The sequence below is a fragment of the Yoonia sp. BS5-3 genome (assembly GCF_038069655.2).
GTDB classification, from domain to species: domain Bacteria; phylum Pseudomonadota; class Alphaproteobacteria; order Rhodobacterales; family Rhodobacteraceae; genus Yoonia; species Yoonia phaeophyticola.
The window spans coordinates 1,012,485-1,027,645 of record NZ_CP150951.2 but is presented as its reverse complement, the minus strand read 5'-3'; the positions used below and the strand labels follow the sequence as shown (position 1 = coordinate 1,027,645).

The 15,161-nt window shown below is 57.9% G+C and carries 17 protein-coding genes; 9 read left to right on the top strand and 8 right to left on the bottom strand.

Annotated elements, in window-relative coordinates:
* From AABB29_RS05280 to AABB29_RS05250, 7 genes are all read left to right on the top strand, one after another.
* Complete coding sequence (locus tag AABB29_RS05280) at positions 1 to 771, top strand: thiazole synthase (protein ID WP_341367933.1); 771 nt, start codon at positions 1 to 3, stop codon at positions 769 to 771.
* Positions 768 to 1,364 carry a thiamine phosphate synthase gene (locus AABB29_RS05275; RefSeq protein ID WP_341367934.1) on the top strand — a complete coding sequence of 199 codons (597 nt, stop codon included), beginning with the start codon at positions 768 to 770 and terminating at the stop codon, positions 1,362 to 1,364. Before AABB29_RS05280 ends, AABB29_RS05275 begins: the two co-directional genes overlap by 4 nt.
* On the top strand, positions 1,361 to 2,317 hold the full coding sequence (locus AABB29_RS05270; protein ID WP_341367935.1) for a HesA/MoeB/ThiF family protein: 957 nt from the start codon (positions 1,361 to 1,363) through the stop codon (positions 2,315 to 2,317). The genes AABB29_RS05275 and AABB29_RS05270 overlap by 4 nt, the downstream gene beginning before the upstream one ends.
* A gap of 10 nt (positions 2,318 to 2,327) precedes the next feature.
* Complete coding sequence (locus AABB29_RS05265; RefSeq protein WP_341367936.1) at positions 2,328 to 3,266, top strand: ABC transporter substrate-binding protein; 939 nt, start codon at positions 2,328 to 2,330, stop codon at positions 3,264 to 3,266.
* Positions 3,263 to 3,931, top strand: a complete 669-nt coding sequence (locus AABB29_RS05260; RefSeq protein ID WP_341367937.1) for a TenA family protein — start codon at positions 3,263 to 3,265, stop codon at positions 3,929 to 3,931. The genes AABB29_RS05265 and AABB29_RS05260 overlap by 4 nt, the downstream gene beginning before the upstream one ends.
* Complete coding sequence (locus AABB29_RS05255) at positions 3,928 to 4,629, top strand: ABC transporter ATP-binding protein (RefSeq protein ID WP_341367938.1); 702 nt, start codon at positions 3,928 to 3,930, stop codon at positions 4,627 to 4,629. The genes AABB29_RS05260 and AABB29_RS05255 overlap by 4 nt, the downstream gene beginning before the upstream one ends.
* A gap of 73 nt (positions 4,630 to 4,702) precedes the next feature.
* On the top strand, positions 4,703 to 5,446 hold the full coding sequence (locus AABB29_RS05250; RefSeq protein WP_341367939.1) for an ABC transporter permease: 744 nt from the start codon (positions 4,703 to 4,705) through the stop codon (positions 5,444 to 5,446).
* 52 nt (positions 5,447 to 5,498) lie between these two features.
* On the opposite strand, the gene AABB29_RS05245 is transcribed toward AABB29_RS05250, so the two are convergent.
* The 3 genes from AABB29_RS05245 to AABB29_RS05235 all read right to left on the bottom strand — a co-directional run bounded on the left by AABB29_RS05245 (position 5,499) and on the right by AABB29_RS05235 (position 8,542).
* On the bottom strand, positions 5,499 to 5,939 hold the full coding sequence (locus tag AABB29_RS05245) for a TerB family tellurite resistance protein (protein ID WP_341367940.1): 441 nt from the start codon (positions 5,937 to 5,939) through the stop codon (positions 5,499 to 5,501).
* Positions 5,940 to 6,003: 64 nt separating this feature from the next.
* Complete coding sequence (locus AABB29_RS05240) at positions 6,004 to 6,891, bottom strand: 4-(cytidine 5'-diphospho)-2-C-methyl-D-erythritol kinase (RefSeq protein ID WP_373636809.1); 888 nt, start codon at positions 6,889 to 6,891, stop codon at positions 6,004 to 6,006.
* Positions 6,848 to 8,542 (bottom strand): tetratricopeptide repeat protein, encoded by a 1,695-nt coding sequence (locus tag AABB29_RS05235; protein ID WP_341367942.1) that lies wholly within the window; start codon positions 8,540 to 8,542, stop codon positions 6,848 to 6,850. The genes AABB29_RS05240 and AABB29_RS05235 overlap by 44 nt, the downstream gene beginning before the upstream one ends.
* Before the next feature lie 260 nt (positions 8,543 to 8,802).
* Here AABB29_RS05235 and AABB29_RS05230 point away from each other — a divergent pair, with 260 nt between their 5' ends.
* Positions 8,803 to 9,342, top strand: a complete 540-nt coding sequence (locus AABB29_RS05230) for a hypothetical protein (protein ID WP_341367943.1) — start codon at positions 8,803 to 8,805, stop codon at positions 9,340 to 9,342.
* 8 nt (positions 9,343 to 9,350) lie between these two features.
* Here AABB29_RS05230 and AABB29_RS05225 read toward each other — a convergent pair whose 3' ends face one another.
* From AABB29_RS05225 to AABB29_RS05205, 5 genes are read right to left on the bottom strand one after another with little or no spacing between them, the layout of a single operon-like run.
* Positions 9,351 to 10,121: an FkbM family methyltransferase gene (locus AABB29_RS05225; RefSeq protein ID WP_341367944.1), complete on the bottom strand. Its 771-nt coding sequence runs from the start codon at positions 10,119 to 10,121 to the stop codon at positions 9,351 to 9,353.
* The gene (locus tag AABB29_RS05220; RefSeq protein ID WP_341367945.1) at positions 10,118 to 11,188 is read right to left on the bottom strand and encodes a glycosyltransferase family 4 protein; all 1,071 of its coding nucleotides are present in this window, start codon (positions 11,186 to 11,188) and stop codon (positions 10,118 to 10,120) included. The genes AABB29_RS05225 and AABB29_RS05220 overlap by 4 nt, the downstream gene beginning before the upstream one ends.
* The gene (locus AABB29_RS05215) at positions 11,185 to 12,093 is read right to left on the bottom strand and encodes a lysylphosphatidylglycerol synthase transmembrane domain-containing protein (RefSeq protein WP_341367946.1); all 909 of its coding nucleotides are present in this window, start codon (positions 12,091 to 12,093) and stop codon (positions 11,185 to 11,187) included. Before AABB29_RS05215 ends, AABB29_RS05220 begins: the two co-directional genes overlap by 4 nt.
* On the bottom strand, positions 12,090 to 13,742 hold the full coding sequence (locus AABB29_RS05210; protein WP_341367947.1) for a sulfatase-like hydrolase/transferase: 1,653 nt from the start codon (positions 13,740 to 13,742) through the stop codon (positions 12,090 to 12,092). The genes AABB29_RS05215 and AABB29_RS05210 overlap by 4 nt, the downstream gene beginning before the upstream one ends.
* The gene (locus AABB29_RS05205; protein WP_373636808.1) at positions 13,739 to 14,500 is read right to left on the bottom strand and encodes a CDP-alcohol phosphatidyltransferase family protein; all 762 of its coding nucleotides are present in this window, start codon (positions 14,498 to 14,500) and stop codon (positions 13,739 to 13,741) included. The genes AABB29_RS05210 and AABB29_RS05205 overlap by 4 nt, the downstream gene beginning before the upstream one ends.
* Positions 14,501 to 14,590: 90 nt before the next feature.
* Between AABB29_RS05205 and AABB29_RS05200 the strand changes: the two genes are divergently transcribed.
* Positions 14,591 to 15,145 (top strand): cytochrome b, encoded by a 555-nt coding sequence (locus AABB29_RS05200; protein WP_341367949.1) that lies wholly within the window; start codon positions 14,591 to 14,593, stop codon positions 15,143 to 15,145.
* Positions 15,146 to 15,161: the final 16 nt, after the last annotated feature.

Below are 15,161 nucleotides of genomic sequence, written 5' to 3'. Positions count from 1 at the left end.
ATGCCGCTTTTTTATGGCACCCAGATTTCATCCCGCTTGATGTTGGGCACCGCGCAATATCCCTCACCTGCGGTTCTTGCCGATGCGTTTCGCAGATCTGGCGCAGGTATTGCCACCGTATCGGTCCGCCGCGAGGCAGGGGGCGAGCAAGCAGGTCAGGATTTCTGGGCGCTGATCCAGGACCTTGGCGTTGCCATCCTGCCCAATACGGCCGGATGCCATACCGTCCGCGAAGCTGTCACCACTGCCCAGATGGCCCGCGAGCTTTTTGATACCAATTGGATCAAGCTCGAGGTTATCGGCCATGCCGACACGTTGCAGCCTGATCCCTTTGGCCTGGTTGAGGCCGCCGCGCAGCTAACTGCGGATGGTTTTGAGGTCTTTCCTTATTGCACCGAGGATTTGGTTCTGTGCGAACGTCTGGTTGAGGTCGGTTGCGAAGTGCTGATGCCCTGGGGCGCGCCGATTGGCACGGGCTTGGGTCTGAATAATGTTTATGGCTTGCGCAGTTTGCGCGCCCACTTCCCTGATTTGCCCCTTGTTGTTGACGCCGGCCTTGGTCTGCCATCACAAGCCGCCCACGCCATTGAGCTGGGCTATGACGCGGTTTTGCTGAATACCGCCGTTGCAAAGGCGGGCGATCCGGCGGCGATGGCACAGGGATTTGCCCAGGCCGTTGAGGCAGGCGCGCTTGCCGCAAAGGCCGACCCGATGGATCCGCGCGATATGGCGGCCCCTTCCACCCCGGTCTTGGGAAAGGCGTTCTTATGACCCTTGCCCGCTTTTATCCCATTTTTGATGATGTCGCCTGGCTGCGCCGTGCTTTGCCTCTTGGGGTGAAATTGGTCCAGCTGCGGATCAAAGATCAGCCCCAAGCGCAGGTTCATAGGCAGATCGAAGAGGCCCGTGAACTTTGCCAGAGGTATGACGCTGTTCTGGTGGTCAATGATCATTGGCAATTGGCGATTGAGCTGGGCTGCGATTGCGTTCATTTGGGCCAAGAGGATCTTGATACGGCTGATATTGCCGCAATTCGGGCTGCTGGGCTGCGCTTGGGTGTGTCGACCCATGACGCCGCCGAGCTGGCCCGTGCCATGGCTTTGAACCCTGACTATATTGCGCTGGGGCCGATCTATCCGACGATCTTGAAAAAGATGAAATGGCACCGGCAGGGTGTTGAAAAACTGACCGTTTGGAAGGAACGCATTGGGGATATTCCGCTTGTCGCCATTGGTGGGATGAGCGTGGCACGCGCTGCCGGGGCGTTTGCGGCGGGGGCTGATATTGTGTCGGCTGTGACAGATATTACCCTTCACCCCGATCCTGAGGCGCGCGTGAAAGAATGGCTGGGCGCCTGCACATGACCCGCTATGCCCGCCAGATTGCCGTCATTGGTTCCGCCGCGCAGGCACGCTTCGGCCAGGCCTCGGTCCTTGTTGTTGGGGCAGGCGGGCTTGCTGCCCCGGTGTTGCAATATCTGGTCGGCGCGGGGGTCGGCCATGTGCGGGTCGTGGATGCCGATCATGTCAGCCTGTCGAACCTGCATCGCCAGACCCTGTTTCGCGTGGCCGATATCGCCCAGCCCAAGGTCCAGGTCATCGCCCAGGCGATGGCTGCGCTGAACCCCGATGTGACGCTTCAGCCCATCGCCGCGCGTCTTGATCCGGCAAATGTCGATAGCCTTGCCCGTGATATGGACCTTGTTCTGGATTGCGCTGATAGCTTTGCGGCCAGTTACATCCTGTCGGATCATTGCCACAAAAGCGGCCAGCCGCTGATCAGCGGCAGCGTTGTGGGCACCAACGGTTATGTTGGCGGCTTTTGCGGTGGCGGCCCCGGTCTGCGGGCTGTGTTTCCTGACCTGCCCGATCAGCTTGGGTCATGCGACACCGACGGCGTGCTGGGCCCAAGCGTGGGTGTGATCGGCAGCTTGCAGGCTGAAATGGCGCTATCGGTCCTGGCAGGGGACCGCACCGGTTTAGGCCAGCTTGTGACCTATGACGCACGCGCCCTGCGGTTTGGTGGTTTCCGTTTTGACATGGCTGTTGAGCCGCCGGCGACCCCCGCCTTTATCGCCACCGCAGATATCACTGATGGTGACTTTGTGGTCGACCTGCGCGCTGTGGACGAAGCGGGCCCAGCTTTGCCGGATGCATGCCGGCATGTTGTCACCGATTTTGCCCCGGTTGGTCCGCATCCCAAAGATACGCAACGCGCCGTTCTGGCCTGCCGGTCCGGGCTGCGTGCCTGGCAGGCGGCAACGCGGCTTTCACAATATTGGCCGGGCGAGATCAAACTTATTGCCCTTGGAGATTAAGGAGAACTTCATGAAATATCTGATTGCGGCGGCGCTGGCCGTCATGACGAGCGCACCAGCGATGGCGCAGGACAAGATGACACTGCTTCTGGATTGGTTCATCAACCCAGATCACGGCCCCATCATCATTGCCCAAGAGCTGGGCTATTTCGCCGATCAAGGTCTTGAGGTTGAAATCATCCCGCCCGCTGACCCCTCTGCGCCGCCCAAACTGGTGGCCGCCGGGCAGGGCGACATTGCTGTCAGCTATCAGCCCAGCCAACATTTGCATGTGGCCGAAGGGCTGCCTTTGATACGCGTCGGCACGTTGGTTGCCACCCCGTTGAATTGTCTATTGGTGCTGGACGACGGATCAATTGAGCAGATTGATGATCTACGAGGTGCCAAAATCGGCTTTTCCGTCGCGGGTGTTGAAGAGGCCGTGCTGGGTGCGATGTTGACCAAGCATGGTGTGTCCCTGGATGAGGTTGAGCTGATCAATGTCAACTTCTCGCTGAGCCCATCGCTGATGTCTGGGCAGGTTGACGCTGTGATTGGCGCTTATCGCAATTTCGAACTGAACCAGATGGAAATCGAAGGTGTTGAGGGCCGTTGCTTTTATGTCGAAGAAGAAGGTGTGCCAACTTATGATGAACTGATCTATGTCGCCAACCCTCAGACGATGGACCCCGATCAAATCCGCCGCTTCCTGAGGGCGACAGAACTGGCCACCCAATATATCGTCAATAACCCGGCCGCCTCATGGGACGTCTTTAAAAGCTATTCATCCGAATTGGATGATGAGCTGAACGCCAAAGCCTGGGTTGATACGCTGCCCCGGTTTGCCTTGCGCCCTGAAGCGCTGGATGAGGGGCGTTATTCCCGGTTTGAGCAATTCCTGGCAGATAGCGGCCTAGTCGCGGGTACACGCCCGGTATCAGCGCTTGCCATCGATTTAGGTGCGCAATGACCTATGGCAGCACTTTTGCGGCATGGCGCGCAGATACACCCGCATGGCCGGCATATACCGGCCATGCTTTTGTGCGCGCTCTGGGTGATGGGACCCTGCCGCCTGCAGCATTTCTGCACTATCTCAAACAGGATTATGTCTTCTTGATACATTTTTCGCGGGCTTGGGCCCTTGCGATTACTAAGGCAGAGACGGTTGCGGAAATGCGTCTTGCCGCAGGCACGGTGCATGGTTTGATCAATGAAGAGATCGCATTGCACATCAAAACCTGCGCAGCGGCGGGCATTGATGAGGCCAGTTTATTTGCCACCCAAGAGCGCCCCGAAAATCTGGCCTATACCCGCTATGTCCTGGATGCAGGCCATTCCGGTGATCTGTTGGATTTGCTTGCGGCCCTGGCCCCATGCGTCATGGGGTATGGCGAAATTGGCCGCAATCTGGCGGCGCAGAAAACGTCAGATAACTACGATGATTGGATCAGCACCTATGCCAGTGATGCCTATCAGGGGCTTTGCCGGGATGTTGGGGCGTTGATCGACGCCGCCGTCGCCCGGCGTTTGGGTGACGATCCGACAGCCAGCCCCCGTTGGCCCGCTCTGCAGGCCCGGTTTGCCATGGCCACCCAGCTTGAGATCGGCTTTTGGGCCATGGGGCTTGATCCGTGAACGCGCCCTTAGGTCTGTCTGGATCAGCCCGCATCGCGGGCGCTTCGATCTTTTCAGATCTGGATCTGACGCTGGCGCCGGGCCAATGGACCTGCCTTTTGGGCGCAAGTGGTGTGGGCAAATCCACCGTGCTGCGTCTTCTTGCCGGGTTGGCCGAGGATGTTGCGTTCACCGGTGCCATAGATCGTCCTGCGGGCGTTGCGTTGATGGCGCAGCGGGATTTGTTGCTGCCATGGCTGAGCGTCCTCGAGAATGTCCTGTTAGGCGCGCGGTTGCGCGGCGATGCCCCAGAAACGGCCCGCGCCCGTGATGTCTTGGCACAGGTCGGCCTGTCGGACCATTTGTCCAAACGCCCCGCTGCCCTGTCTGGCGGCCAACGCCAACGGGCCGCATTGGCGCGGACCTTGATGGAAGATCGCCCGCTTGTGTTGCTTGATGAGCCGTTTTCAGCACTTGACGCGTTGAACCGGGCGCAGATGCAAGAGCTAACAGCGCGATTGCTGACGGGGCGAACCGTGCTGCTTGTCACGCATGACCCTGCTGAGGCTGCGCGCTTGGGGCAGACCATTTTGATTATGCGCCCAGAGGGCGCGATCGAAGTGGCCGCGCCAAATGGCCCTATCCCGCGCCCAATCGGTGATCAAAGCGTCTTGCGCGCACAGGCCGATCTATTTGCGCAGCTCACCGGTCCGGTATGATAGTTGGTCTGATTTTAACGACCCGTTTGGCCGTAGATCACTATCTGACTGACGCTGGCCATGAGGTGCCCAAATGAGCGGCTGGCGTGGCGGTTTGGCTGCACTGTGCCTGGCGGTCATCTTATGGCAGATTGTGATTTGGTTGACCGGCGTTGCCCGATTTATCCTGCCCCCGCCCATGCTGGTTGCGCAGACCATTTGGGAAAGCCGGATGCTGTTGCTTGAGCATGCCGCGATCACCATGGCCGAAGTCCTGATCGGTCTGGCGCTGGGCGCGCTATTGGGCTTCGTGACGGCTGTTGCGCTGGCGGCATCGCCCATGGCCCGCGTCTTTATGCGCCCGATATTGGTATTCAGCCAGGCCATCCCTGTCTTTGCTCTGGCCCCGATCCTGACCCTTTGGCTGGGTTTTGGACTATGGTCCAAAGTCGCAATGGCCTTGCTGATTATCTATTTTCCGGTGGTATCGTCGTTTTTTGACGCGCTGATGCGCACCAATCGCGATTGGATCGGAATGGCCAAAGTGATGGGGGCAAGCCCGGCCCGCATCATGTGGCACATCCGTATCCCAGCCGCCTTGCCCGGTTTTGCCTCGGGGCTGCGTCTGGCTGCGGTTTATGCCCCAATCGGTGCCATCATCGGCGAATGGGTCGGGGCGTCCAAGGGTCTAGGCTATCTGATGTTGCTGGCCAATGGACGGGCGAAAACTGACTTGATGTTTGCAGCCCTCATCGTTCTTGCGGTGCTGACACTGCTTTTGCACGCTGTTGTGAACAGGTTTTGCGAAAGAATGCTGGATCGTCCAGACGGTTCTTAGTTTGTGCTGCTTTGCTGCTGAAAGTTGGCGTATGGTCGACATCCGTTGATGCTCATGCGGTTGCCTTCTGTTGAAGCTCTTTGGCCCGGTTCGGTTTGATGCCAAGGACGCGCTCAATATGATGCAGCAGCCGGTCCTCTTGGTCATGTTTGACCCCATCGGCATAAACCACCCGCCAGAGCGCCAGTAATGTCGCCTCTTTCTCGGCGGTGCTGATGGCATGGTTGACGATTGCGGCAATTTCCTGGGTTTCGGGAATGTCTTTTTCCAGCAATTCGCATTCGGCCCGCATCTTGGCCGCATCGATAGGGTTCAGCCCGTGCCGTTGCCCAAGAATTTTGTCGATGATCGCGATTTCTTCAAACAAATAGGCGTCATCTGCCTTCGCAGCCCGCACCAGCAATGCGCCCATCGCATGCGGTGCGTCCGCGTCAGGTAATTCAGTCTTATATTCTTCGGGATTGTTAAAGAATGCGGCGAGGCGTTCGAGCATGGGGCGGCTCCATCGTGATCATCACATCTAGACTAGCCCCAAGTCCACAGAACAGCCAAGAGAATTACAAGATTGCCGCCGGTGCGACCCACCATCCCATTTGCGAAACCTGAATGATCCGCGCCACTTGCCGTGCAGTGGCCATATCCTTGACCAATCCAAAACAGGTCGCCCCGGAGCCCGACATGCCAGCCACACGCACGGCTGGCAAAGACTTCAGCTTTGCGATAGCCGCCCCGATTTCAGGGGCAAGGCCCATGGCCGGTGCTTGCATGTCATTACGTTGCGCCTGCAGCCAATGGGCAAACCCATCGAAATCCATGCCGCTTGGCATGTCTGTCATCGGGCTGCCGTGCTTGTTGGTCATGGCCTGAAAGACCGCAGATGTCGGTACGGCAACCGGCGGCCTTACCAGCACTAATGCACAGCCCGGCAGGCGCGGTACGGTCTGAAGCGTCTCTCCAATTCCTGACATACGTGTGGGATTGGGGGCTTGCAGGCAGACCGGAACATCTGCCCCTAATGCGACGACTTCGGGGGCGGTCGCGGGCAGTGGGGCCACGCCCCAAAGTTCAGCCAGCATAGCCAGCGTGACGGCTGCGTCGGACGATCCACTGCCAATACCAGCTGCATGGGGCAGGTGTTTTTCCAAAGTCAGAACCGCACCCTGCTTGACGCCGCGCGCCTTTTGCAGCGTTTGGGCCGCGCGCATCATCAAGTTGCTTTCATCTGTGGGAATATCAGCTGAAAACGGACCGCTGACTGTCAGTTGCAGGTTGGGCGCAAGCGTGGCGCCAAGCTGGTCTGCGACATCGGCAAAGACGACCAAACTGTCCAGCAAATGGTAACCATCATCGCGTTGACCGGTCACATGCAGGGTCAGATTGACCTTGGCGGGGGCTATGGCCTTAATCGTTGTCACTGGCGACGTGGATCGGGTCGGCGCCCTCATCCAAGAGAACAATATCCAGCCCGCGCGCCAGTTTGTCACGAATGCGGGTGGCGTCCTCTTCTTTTGGGTCAAAGGAAAGCGCCCGGTTCCATTGAAAACGTGCTTCAATGTCCCGGCCAACAGCCCAATAGGCATCGCCCAAATGATCGTTGATCACCGGATCAATTGGCAGAAGCGACGCGGCCCTTTCCAAATGCACAACGGCATCGTCATATCGGCCAAGCTGGAAGAAAACCCAGCCAAGGCTATCGACAATCGCCCCATTGTCAGGTCGCGCGGCCGCCGCGGTTTCGATCATGCCCAGCGCTTCGTCCAGCTTTTCGCCGCGCTCAACAAGTGAATAGCCTAAATAATTCAGCACTTGGGGCTGATCTGGGTTCAAGGACAGGGCAGCACGAAAATCGGCTTCGGCAGCGGGCCAGATATCCAGCGCATGGTTGGTGATGCCCCGCGTGTAATAGACAAACCACTTCGTGGCATTTGCGTCATCATAAAGTGTCAGGGCCCGCGAATAGGCATCATTCGCCTGATCAAAACGCTCAGCCTGGCGCAGCGTGTCGCCCTTGGTGGCCCAAACATCCGGCAGATCGGGATGGCTGCGGGTCAGTGCCTCAAGTACTTCGATGGCGGCATCATCGCGGTCTGCACTGCGCAAAGCCTCGGCCCGCGCAATTTCAACGGCGTGGAAGGAAGGATCATCACGGGATACAGCCCCAAGCGCCATATTCGCCAGATCATATTGTTCCAAATCTTCAAGCAGTGACGCTGTCATCAAAACGGCAGCGGTATTGCCCGGATCAAGGTAATTGGCTGCCCGTGTATACATCAACGTAAACGCCTCGGGCGCTTCATCGCGGATTAGCCCCGCGATGGCGTGAAACAGATCGGCCATTCCTTCAAGGGGGCCAGATACGATATCATAAGCAACGGCATCACCCGAGGCCAGTTGATCGCGCAATTGCGCGACTGCTGGGTCCAGCTGGTTGCCAAAGATCGCATCGATAATCGCCATAGCATCGTCGTTTTGGCCCAGTTGGCTGAGGATCTGCGCATGGGCCATCGCGCTGTTGCGGCTGTATGGGACTGATCCAGAGGCTGTCACGAACATTTCAGCGGCCGCTTCAAAATCGCCGACAGTTGCCAGTGCATAGGCTTTGTGCGTGCGCCCATAGACCTCCATACCGTCAGTTTCGATCACGCGGTCAAAGCTGGCCAAGGCCGCGTTGACATCGCCTTGGCCCAGATGGGCCCAGCCTTGGGCCAGCCCGTCTACCAAGGGGCCGATATTCTGGCCACGCTCAAGCCCGTCAAAAATACCCGCCCAATTGCCCGCCTTTGCGTTGGCCACGCTCAGCGCGAGATAGGCGACAGGACTGTGATGGTCTAAATCCACGATGGTTTGGGCGACCGGAACCGCCCGATCAATCTGTCCAAGTGCAATGAACGATGTCATGGCATTTTCCAGCACATAGGCATCGCCGGGATCGGACATCAGGGTTTGCGTGAAATACCGTGCACCGGCGGCGAAATCATTATCCGCACCCGCTTGACGGCCGGCCAGATAGGCGCCCGCATCAACGTCGGCTATGGCTTGGGTGGCAGGGGCAAGCGCACAGATAAGCGCAATCGCGAAAAGAGTTGTTCTAAACACAGTAAGAAAGGCCCCTTTGGTTTCGCTTTGACCCTAGTCCGGCTCAGGCTTGCATGCAAACAAGACAAAGTCGCGGCGGCAAATTGTTGCACGAGAGGTGATTACTCGATGCCTAAAAATGGCGCGAAATTCGCATAAGTCCTTGATCCAATCGGCGAAGTTTTACCGAAACGGGCCTGATCTGATCGCGCGCTTGCCCAAATCAATACAATTGAAGACATTTTGTCCTAGATAGAAGCGCGACGTATGAAGGAGATCGCATGTTTTTTGGAATATCCATGCGCCCGCAAGCTTGGGCTATCACCCTTACGGTTATTGCACTTGCGATCTATCTTCCTTTCCTTGCAGCCGACTGGCTGGCCCTCAAACTGCCCACCGCACTAGCAAGCACCGCACAGATTGTTGTCAGCTATCTGGCCCTGCCGTTCTTTTTATGCCTTTTGCATGACAAACACGCGCTGGACTCAAGCATGGGGTCGGTTTTCTTCTATCTTTATAAATGGGCCTTCCTGCTGACCGGGATCGCAGCCTTGGCTTATTGGGGGGTTACGTCAGGTGATTTCGCTGCAGGTGTACCCGTTTTTGGCGGCTTGATGACAGTTGTTGGCCTGATGGTGTTTTATGTCTCGTGGCGGTCCGACAAACGTCATGAGCGTGAAGCCGGGCCCGCCGCAGATAATCTTGATGCAGCGCCTTTGGACGATAAGACAGAGGCGATTCTAGCCGCCGCATCAGCCCGTGCCGGAGAACCAAAGCCAGAACCGAAGCCGCGCCCAAGATCAATGCTGATTTTGGAATAACCAGCGGGTCAGTCTTCCCACACAGCGAACACGTCGCCGGAATTTGCGGCGGCAGGTAGCGCCTGTAGCTCTGCACCCAACCCCTTGGTGTCCATCCAGCCGTGATCCTGCAAACGATGCTCTTCGCCCAGACTGTAGTTAAATCGGGTGCACCCAAGTGCGGCCAGCCTCTCAAGGCAGGCGCAGGCGACATCAATCTGGATCGTCGTGAATTCGAATGACAATGCCCGCATTGGACGGCTCAGCCCTTCAAGCACTGCAAGCTCATGCCCCTCGACGTCAATTTTCACAAAATCCGGCAGCCCATATTGAGCCATCAACTGATCAAGCGTTGTGATCGGGACACGTAGTTCTGCATCCCAGACCTGCCCCTGCCATGTATCCGCTGTTTGCGCCGCAGCAATTAAGTCGGTTGAGACTGTGCTGATCGTTGGATTGTCACTGTTGATTTTCAGATCAACGGTTCCGGTAGTGGCGCCCACCGCTGTTCGGTGCAGATGTGCCTGATCGCATTGCCCATAGAGCAATCGAAGCGCGCGAAAGACATGCGGTTGCGGCTCGGCGGCGACACATCTTGCGCCAAGGCGCAGAAAGCTACCCATGCGGTCGCCGACATGCGCCCCGATATCAAAGGCCAGTCCCCCCTTGCGAATGAATTGCGCATTCAATTGGTCCATCCGCGCGGTGCGCGCTTTATCACGATAATAAATATCCAGTGATCGCCCGATGGCGGCCAGATGGGTCTTGGTCAACGCTGTCGGTTGGGATGCGGGGATCATGTTGTAGTGGCCCTTTGCGATTGGGTGATCCGCGCTAAGGCGGCTTGAAAGACTTCGGCGGTGTCGTCCCAACCGGGTAAGTTGCGCCCAGCGGTGCGCGCGACCATTGCCATGTCATGGCGGGTTGTCTGTTCGGTTAAAACGCGACGCAGGGCGGCGGCAAAGGCGTCCGGGTCGTCAGGCGGCACAAGCACCCCAGCACCTTTCGGGACTGTGTCAATCACCGCCCCCGCTGCGCATGAAATGATGGGCAAACCATGGGCCAATGCCTCATCAAAGACGATGCCATAACCCTCATACCGGGTCGCCAGCGCAAATATTGTGGCCTTGCGATAAAGCGCGCCAAGGGCCTCTTGATCGATCTTGCCGGTCAACACGACCCGATCCGCCAAACCAAGAGATTGCCGTAGCTCTTCCAGCGCGTTGGCAAAGGCAGGGTCTAGTGCCGAACCGACAATTTTTGCCTGCCAATCCAGGTCTTGGATAGCGGCTAAGGCCTTGAGCAGGACATCATGCCCTTTGCGCGGCAATTGAATGCCAACCGACAAAAGAAGCGGCGGATGGGCCGGTTTTTCCACATCGTGTGGTTGGTCTGTGCCCGGCCGGGCAACGCTGATCTTGCTCAGCGGGACGTTGTATTCTTCGGTCAGGATCGCAGCGGTATGCGGGCTGGGCACGATGACCTGTGCCGCATGGCCTAGATTGGCGCGCTCGGTCTCATGAAGCTGTTTTTGGCGCAGGGGTGCCAGGCCGTTTTCTTTTGCAAGCGGATGATGGATCAGCGCGACTATCGGGGCTTTGATCGCGGCCACGCGGGTTGGATCAAGCGCGCCAAAGGCAAGTCCATCAATGATCACCGGACGATCTGCTGGCAGATGGCCCAAGCTTGCAAAGGCTGCATCCATATCTGCGGCCGGTGGCTCAGGAAAGGTGCCGGGCAAAGCGATATGGGATATGTCGTGGCCCTGCGCACGCAAACGGGTCAGGACCTTGCGGTCATAGATATACCCGCCGGTCAGTGTCTCAATATCGCCGGGGATGGCGAAGGCTGCTTTGCATTTATTCATTTCAGGATCACCGCAATAAGGCCGGGCAGAACGGCCAATAAGAGCGCACAGCCAAATATGACGCTGGCCGCGACGGCTTCGCTGGGTGTTGTGCCGGCAAGTGGTAACAGAACGGCCGCTGCGCCTTCACGGACGCCCCAACCGCTGATCGTGAACGGGATCAGCATTGAGAAAAGGATCACAGGCACAATGGCGCAGATGGCCGCGAGCGATAGATGCACCCCGACAGCCCATGCGCACAGTCCAAAGGCGGCCAGATTGCATAGCGTAATTGCCAGACCCAGCCCAATTTGCGCAGGCAAGACATGTTTTGCCAAAACTGCGCGGTACATCGGTGCAATCCAAGCCGCCAGCCGTTGGCCGATAAGATTTGGAAAGCGTGAACCCAAGGCGATTGCCCCGCCAACCCCGATCCCAACTGCGATTGCACTGCCGATAGGCGCTGCAAATTCCGGCGGCCATGTCAGCCCGCCTTGCGCGGTGAAGGTGATCAAAAACGCGATGCTCATCATCATGAACATGGCAATTTGCCCCGCCAGCCGTTCGAATAGGACGGCCTGGGTTGCTGCCGCTAGCCCGGCTTGGGCACGGGCGCGCACCGCACGGGCGGCATCACCCATGATAGCGCCGGGAAGGGCCTGGTTGACAATTTGTGACATGAAATACTCTTTCACAGCATAGCCAAGGGGTAGCTTTTGACCCAATTGGGCGGCGGTGATTTGCCAGCGCCAAGCGGAAAGGACCGTCTGGCAAAGCAGCACGCCGATGGCCGCCGCTAACCAGATTGGCTGGGCCTGTTGCAATATCCGAAAAATCTGGGGGCCATCGGTTGTGCGCCAGAGAAGGGCAATCAGCCCAGCCGTGAAGGCAAGCTGCCCGATGCGCCAATAGATAGGGGGGATCATTCGGCCACCTCTGCCAGCATTTGCGATGAAAGCGCGCGCAAAATATGGCCACGCATCAGGTCCATGCGGCGGGGTGCGTCGGTCGCATCAGGGATCAGCCCTGGGACAAAGGCAGCATCCGATAACCGATCAACCAGATCGGGCGGGCCGACGATATGCATCGGGACATGTGGCCGTTCATCCAGCGCGATGAAACCTGCGGCCTGATGATCGCCGATGATGATCATCAAGGGTGGATCTTCGGCATGCAGCGCGGCATAGGCAAAGACCGTCTGCAAAGCGTAATCCACTGCCAGCCGGTATTGATCGCGCACCCGGTCATTATCCTGCCATACGATATGCGGCGGATCGCTAGCCTCAACAATCGGATTGAAGACACTGCCGTCTCCTAGATCGTCCCAGGCAATCAGGTCGGGGACAGGGACCCAAGGCGCATGGGAAGAGCCAAGCGCCATTTGGATAAATAGCGGCTTGCCATCCGGGCGCTCCGTACGCAGCAAGCGGTCCATGGCGCCAAAGGTGAACTGATCGGGCATCGTGATCCAGTTGAAGGGCAGGCCCGCATAGCCCAGATCATCAGCGGCAAGCACTGTGTCAAAACCCATAAACTGCGCCTCGGGCCAGTCCAGAGTGATCTGGGGCATCACTGCGGCCGTGCGAAAACCGGCCTCTTGGGCCAGATGAAACAAGGTTTGCCGTTCGCTGCGCAGCGCTGCGCGGTAACTGGTTTGCCCTGACACCCACAGGCCATTTGCAAAACTGGCATGGGCCAGCCAGCTTTGCCCGCCTTGTGTGGGCGACACCAGCAAAGTGGATGACATGCCCAATCCCAACCCTTCAAGTTGGGATTGGGCAGCGGTCAGCGTCGCGCGGTGTAGATCAGCGTAAAGCGGGGTGTCCAGGCTGGTACGCCCATAGCTTTCGACAAAAACAACCAGCACATCCCGGTCCACAAGATCAAACAGGCCCGTCTGGCCTGCAAAAGGATCATTCTGTGCGGCTTCTTGAAATGCGCGAAGGTCGCGCAAGGTGGCGCGGGCGGTTTGCACTCGTTCAACCCCGACGCGGGCGGTAAAGGCGGTGCCGGGATAGGGGAAACCTGTATCCCAACGGCCCATGCGTGTACCGATATCGGCGACACTAACTGCGACACAGATAAGCGCGGCAATGGTACTCGCACTTGCGACCGATTTGGGCCGGGCCAGCCGGGTCCAATACCCTGTGGCCCACCACAGACCGACGATCAGCAATACAACAATCAGCAGCGCAGCAAGGACAGCGGAAATCGCTGCAAATTGCCCCATGGTCCCAACAATCAGGTCATAGAATGAGCCCACAAGCGGCAGATCAGCCACCACATTGAACCCGCGACTAAGTGAGGTGAACATCACATAATCGGCGGTTTTCAAAACAGCGATGACGCTCAAAATGAGAATAACCAAGACACGCAGGATCAGTCCGGCGCGGGACCGACCCAATGCGATAAGGCCAAAGACAATCGCAGGCAGCTCAAGCGGAAAAAGCAAAACTGCGTTCCAGGCCATGGCGGCTGGATGATTGGGCTGGATCAGCACCAGATGCAGCAAAAACAGCGCCAAAGTGCCCATCAAAATAGCCCGCATGTTCAGACGGTTCCGCCAGCTATTCATATTTTTGTCCGCCACAGCCACAGGATATCGCGGCCAAACGACCAGACCAGCGCAGCGGCAACCGCGATGATAACGGGGTCCAGTCGGCCATCGGCCAACAACGGGACCTGCAAGGCAATCAATGCGGCGATCTGGAAGACGCAGACAGCCTTGCGGCTAAAGCGCGGGGGCAGCGCCCCGTTTAGCCAGGGCAGATAGCGGCCCGTGAAGACAAACAGGTAATACGGCACGCCAAGCAGGATGACCCAAGGCCCGGCGGCACCATTTGTGGCGGCATACATAGCCAGGATCAGGGCGAACGCGGCATCCACCTCAACATCAAAACGGGCACCAAAATCCGAGGCAAGACCTTGTTTGCGGGCCAGCCAACCATCAATGCCGTCCAGCGCCAGGGCAAAGCTGGCCAATGCGAAAGTTGTCCAGGTAGGGCTGATCGCACCCAGCAGGGCGGCACAAAGGATGGCCACGATCACAAGGCGCACCAACGTGACGAGGTTGCAAAGGCCAAGGGCGGCATGGGGGTAACCCTGGTGCAGACCGCGCATCCCGATGAGAACGGCGATGCCATAGAATATCGCGCTGACGAAAACGGCGCCGGGTAGGGCAGTCATCAGTCCGAAAAGCAGCTCACACGCAGCAAAAATTACAAGCAGCCCAACACCCGCGCCCACGCCGAATTTTCCGGCAGGCTTGGCGGCAATAACGGCCAGCCCGGGTTTCCCGGGGGGGCTTGCGCTATGGATCGTTGGGTTTTTCATGTGATTTTCTCTAAAACGACATTTCCTGAGAATAATACGCGCCAGCCAGACGTACTATTCTCGAGACCGACAAAAAAGAGAGTACTTGACATGCCCGAGCCTTTGCAAAAATACCGCGTCCCAGCACGTGTGATCCACTGGATTATGGCAATTTTGATTTTATGTATCATTCCAATCGGCTTCCTGATGGTCCGCGCTGAATTAGAACGTAGTACGCAAAACTTCCTCTTCATCACCCATAAGAATGTGGGCACCTTGTTACTTGTCCTATTTTTTGTCCGCGCGATTTACCGCTGGCGTCGGCCACCCCAGCTGAAACCGGTGGAGTTGCCGAAAATTCAAGAATTTGCGGCGCATGCCACCCATATCGGCCTTTATGCGCTGTTGTTGATCATGCCGCTGGCCGGTTATGTTCGGGTGCGGGCCGGTGGTTTCCCGATTGAGGCGCTTGATGCGATGGGCATCCCCTCTTTTGTGCCGCGATCCGAAGCCTTGGCCGAATTTGCAAAAGCGGTGCATTATTATGGGGCCTACGCCTTTACCGCACTGATCTTGATGCATATCGGGGCGGCCGCGTTTCATGGCCTGATACGCCGCGACGGGATTTTCACCCGGATGTGGCCACCAGTTGGCAAAAACTCCTAGGTCTGGAAAGCACGCC

Excerpts from the sequence above, each read along its gene's own strand:
- AABB29_RS05280 (WP_341367933.1), top strand. The coding sequence starts at position 1 with ATGCCGCTTTTTTATGGCACCCAGATTTCATCCCGCTTGATGTTGGGC.
- AABB29_RS05275 (WP_341367934.1), top strand. The coding sequence starts at position 768 with ATGACCCTTGCCCGCTTTTATCCCATTTTTGATGATGTCGCCTGGCTG.
- AABB29_RS05270 (WP_341367935.1), top strand. The coding sequence starts at position 1,361 with ATGACCCGCTATGCCCGCCAGATTGCCGTCATTGGTTCCGCCGCGCAG.
- AABB29_RS05265 (WP_341367936.1), top strand. The coding sequence starts at position 2,328 with ATGAAATATCTGATTGCGGCGGCGCTGGCCGTCATGACGAGCGCACCA.
- AABB29_RS05260 (WP_341367937.1), top strand. The coding sequence starts at position 3,263 with ATGACCTATGGCAGCACTTTTGCGGCATGGCGCGCAGATACACCCGCA.
- AABB29_RS05250 (WP_341367939.1), top strand. The coding sequence starts at position 4,703 with ATGAGCGGCTGGCGTGGCGGTTTGGCTGCACTGTGCCTGGCGGTCATC.
- AABB29_RS05245 (WP_341367940.1), bottom strand. The coding sequence starts at position 5,939 with ATGCTCGAACGCCTCGCCGCATTCTTTAACAATCCCGAAGAATATAAG.
- AABB29_RS05240 (WP_373636809.1), bottom strand. The coding sequence starts at position 6,891 with ATGAGGGCGCCGACCCGATCCACGTCGCCAGTGACAACGATTAAGGCC.
- AABB29_RS05230 (WP_341367943.1), top strand. The coding sequence starts at position 8,803 with ATGTTTTTTGGAATATCCATGCGCCCGCAAGCTTGGGCTATCACCCTT.
- AABB29_RS05225 (WP_341367944.1), bottom strand. The coding sequence starts at position 10,121 with ATGATCCCCGCATCCCAACCGACAGCGTTGACCAAGACCCATCTGGCC.
- AABB29_RS05220 (WP_341367945.1), bottom strand. The coding sequence starts at position 11,188 with ATGAATAAATGCAAAGCAGCCTTCGCCATCCCCGGCGATATTGAGACA.
- AABB29_RS05215 (WP_341367946.1), bottom strand. The coding sequence starts at position 12,093 with ATGATCCCCCCTATCTATTGGCGCATCGGGCAGCTTGCCTTCACGGCT.
- AABB29_RS05210 (WP_341367947.1), bottom strand. The coding sequence starts at position 13,742 with ATGAATAGCTGGCGGAACCGTCTGAACATGCGGGCTATTTTGATGGGC.
- AABB29_RS05205 (WP_373636808.1), bottom strand. The coding sequence starts at position 14,500 with ATGAAAAACCCAACGATCCATAGCGCAAGCCCCCCCGGGAAACCCGGG.
- AABB29_RS05200 (WP_341367949.1), top strand. The coding sequence starts at position 14,591 with ATGCCCGAGCCTTTGCAAAAATACCGCGTCCCAGCACGTGTGATCCAC.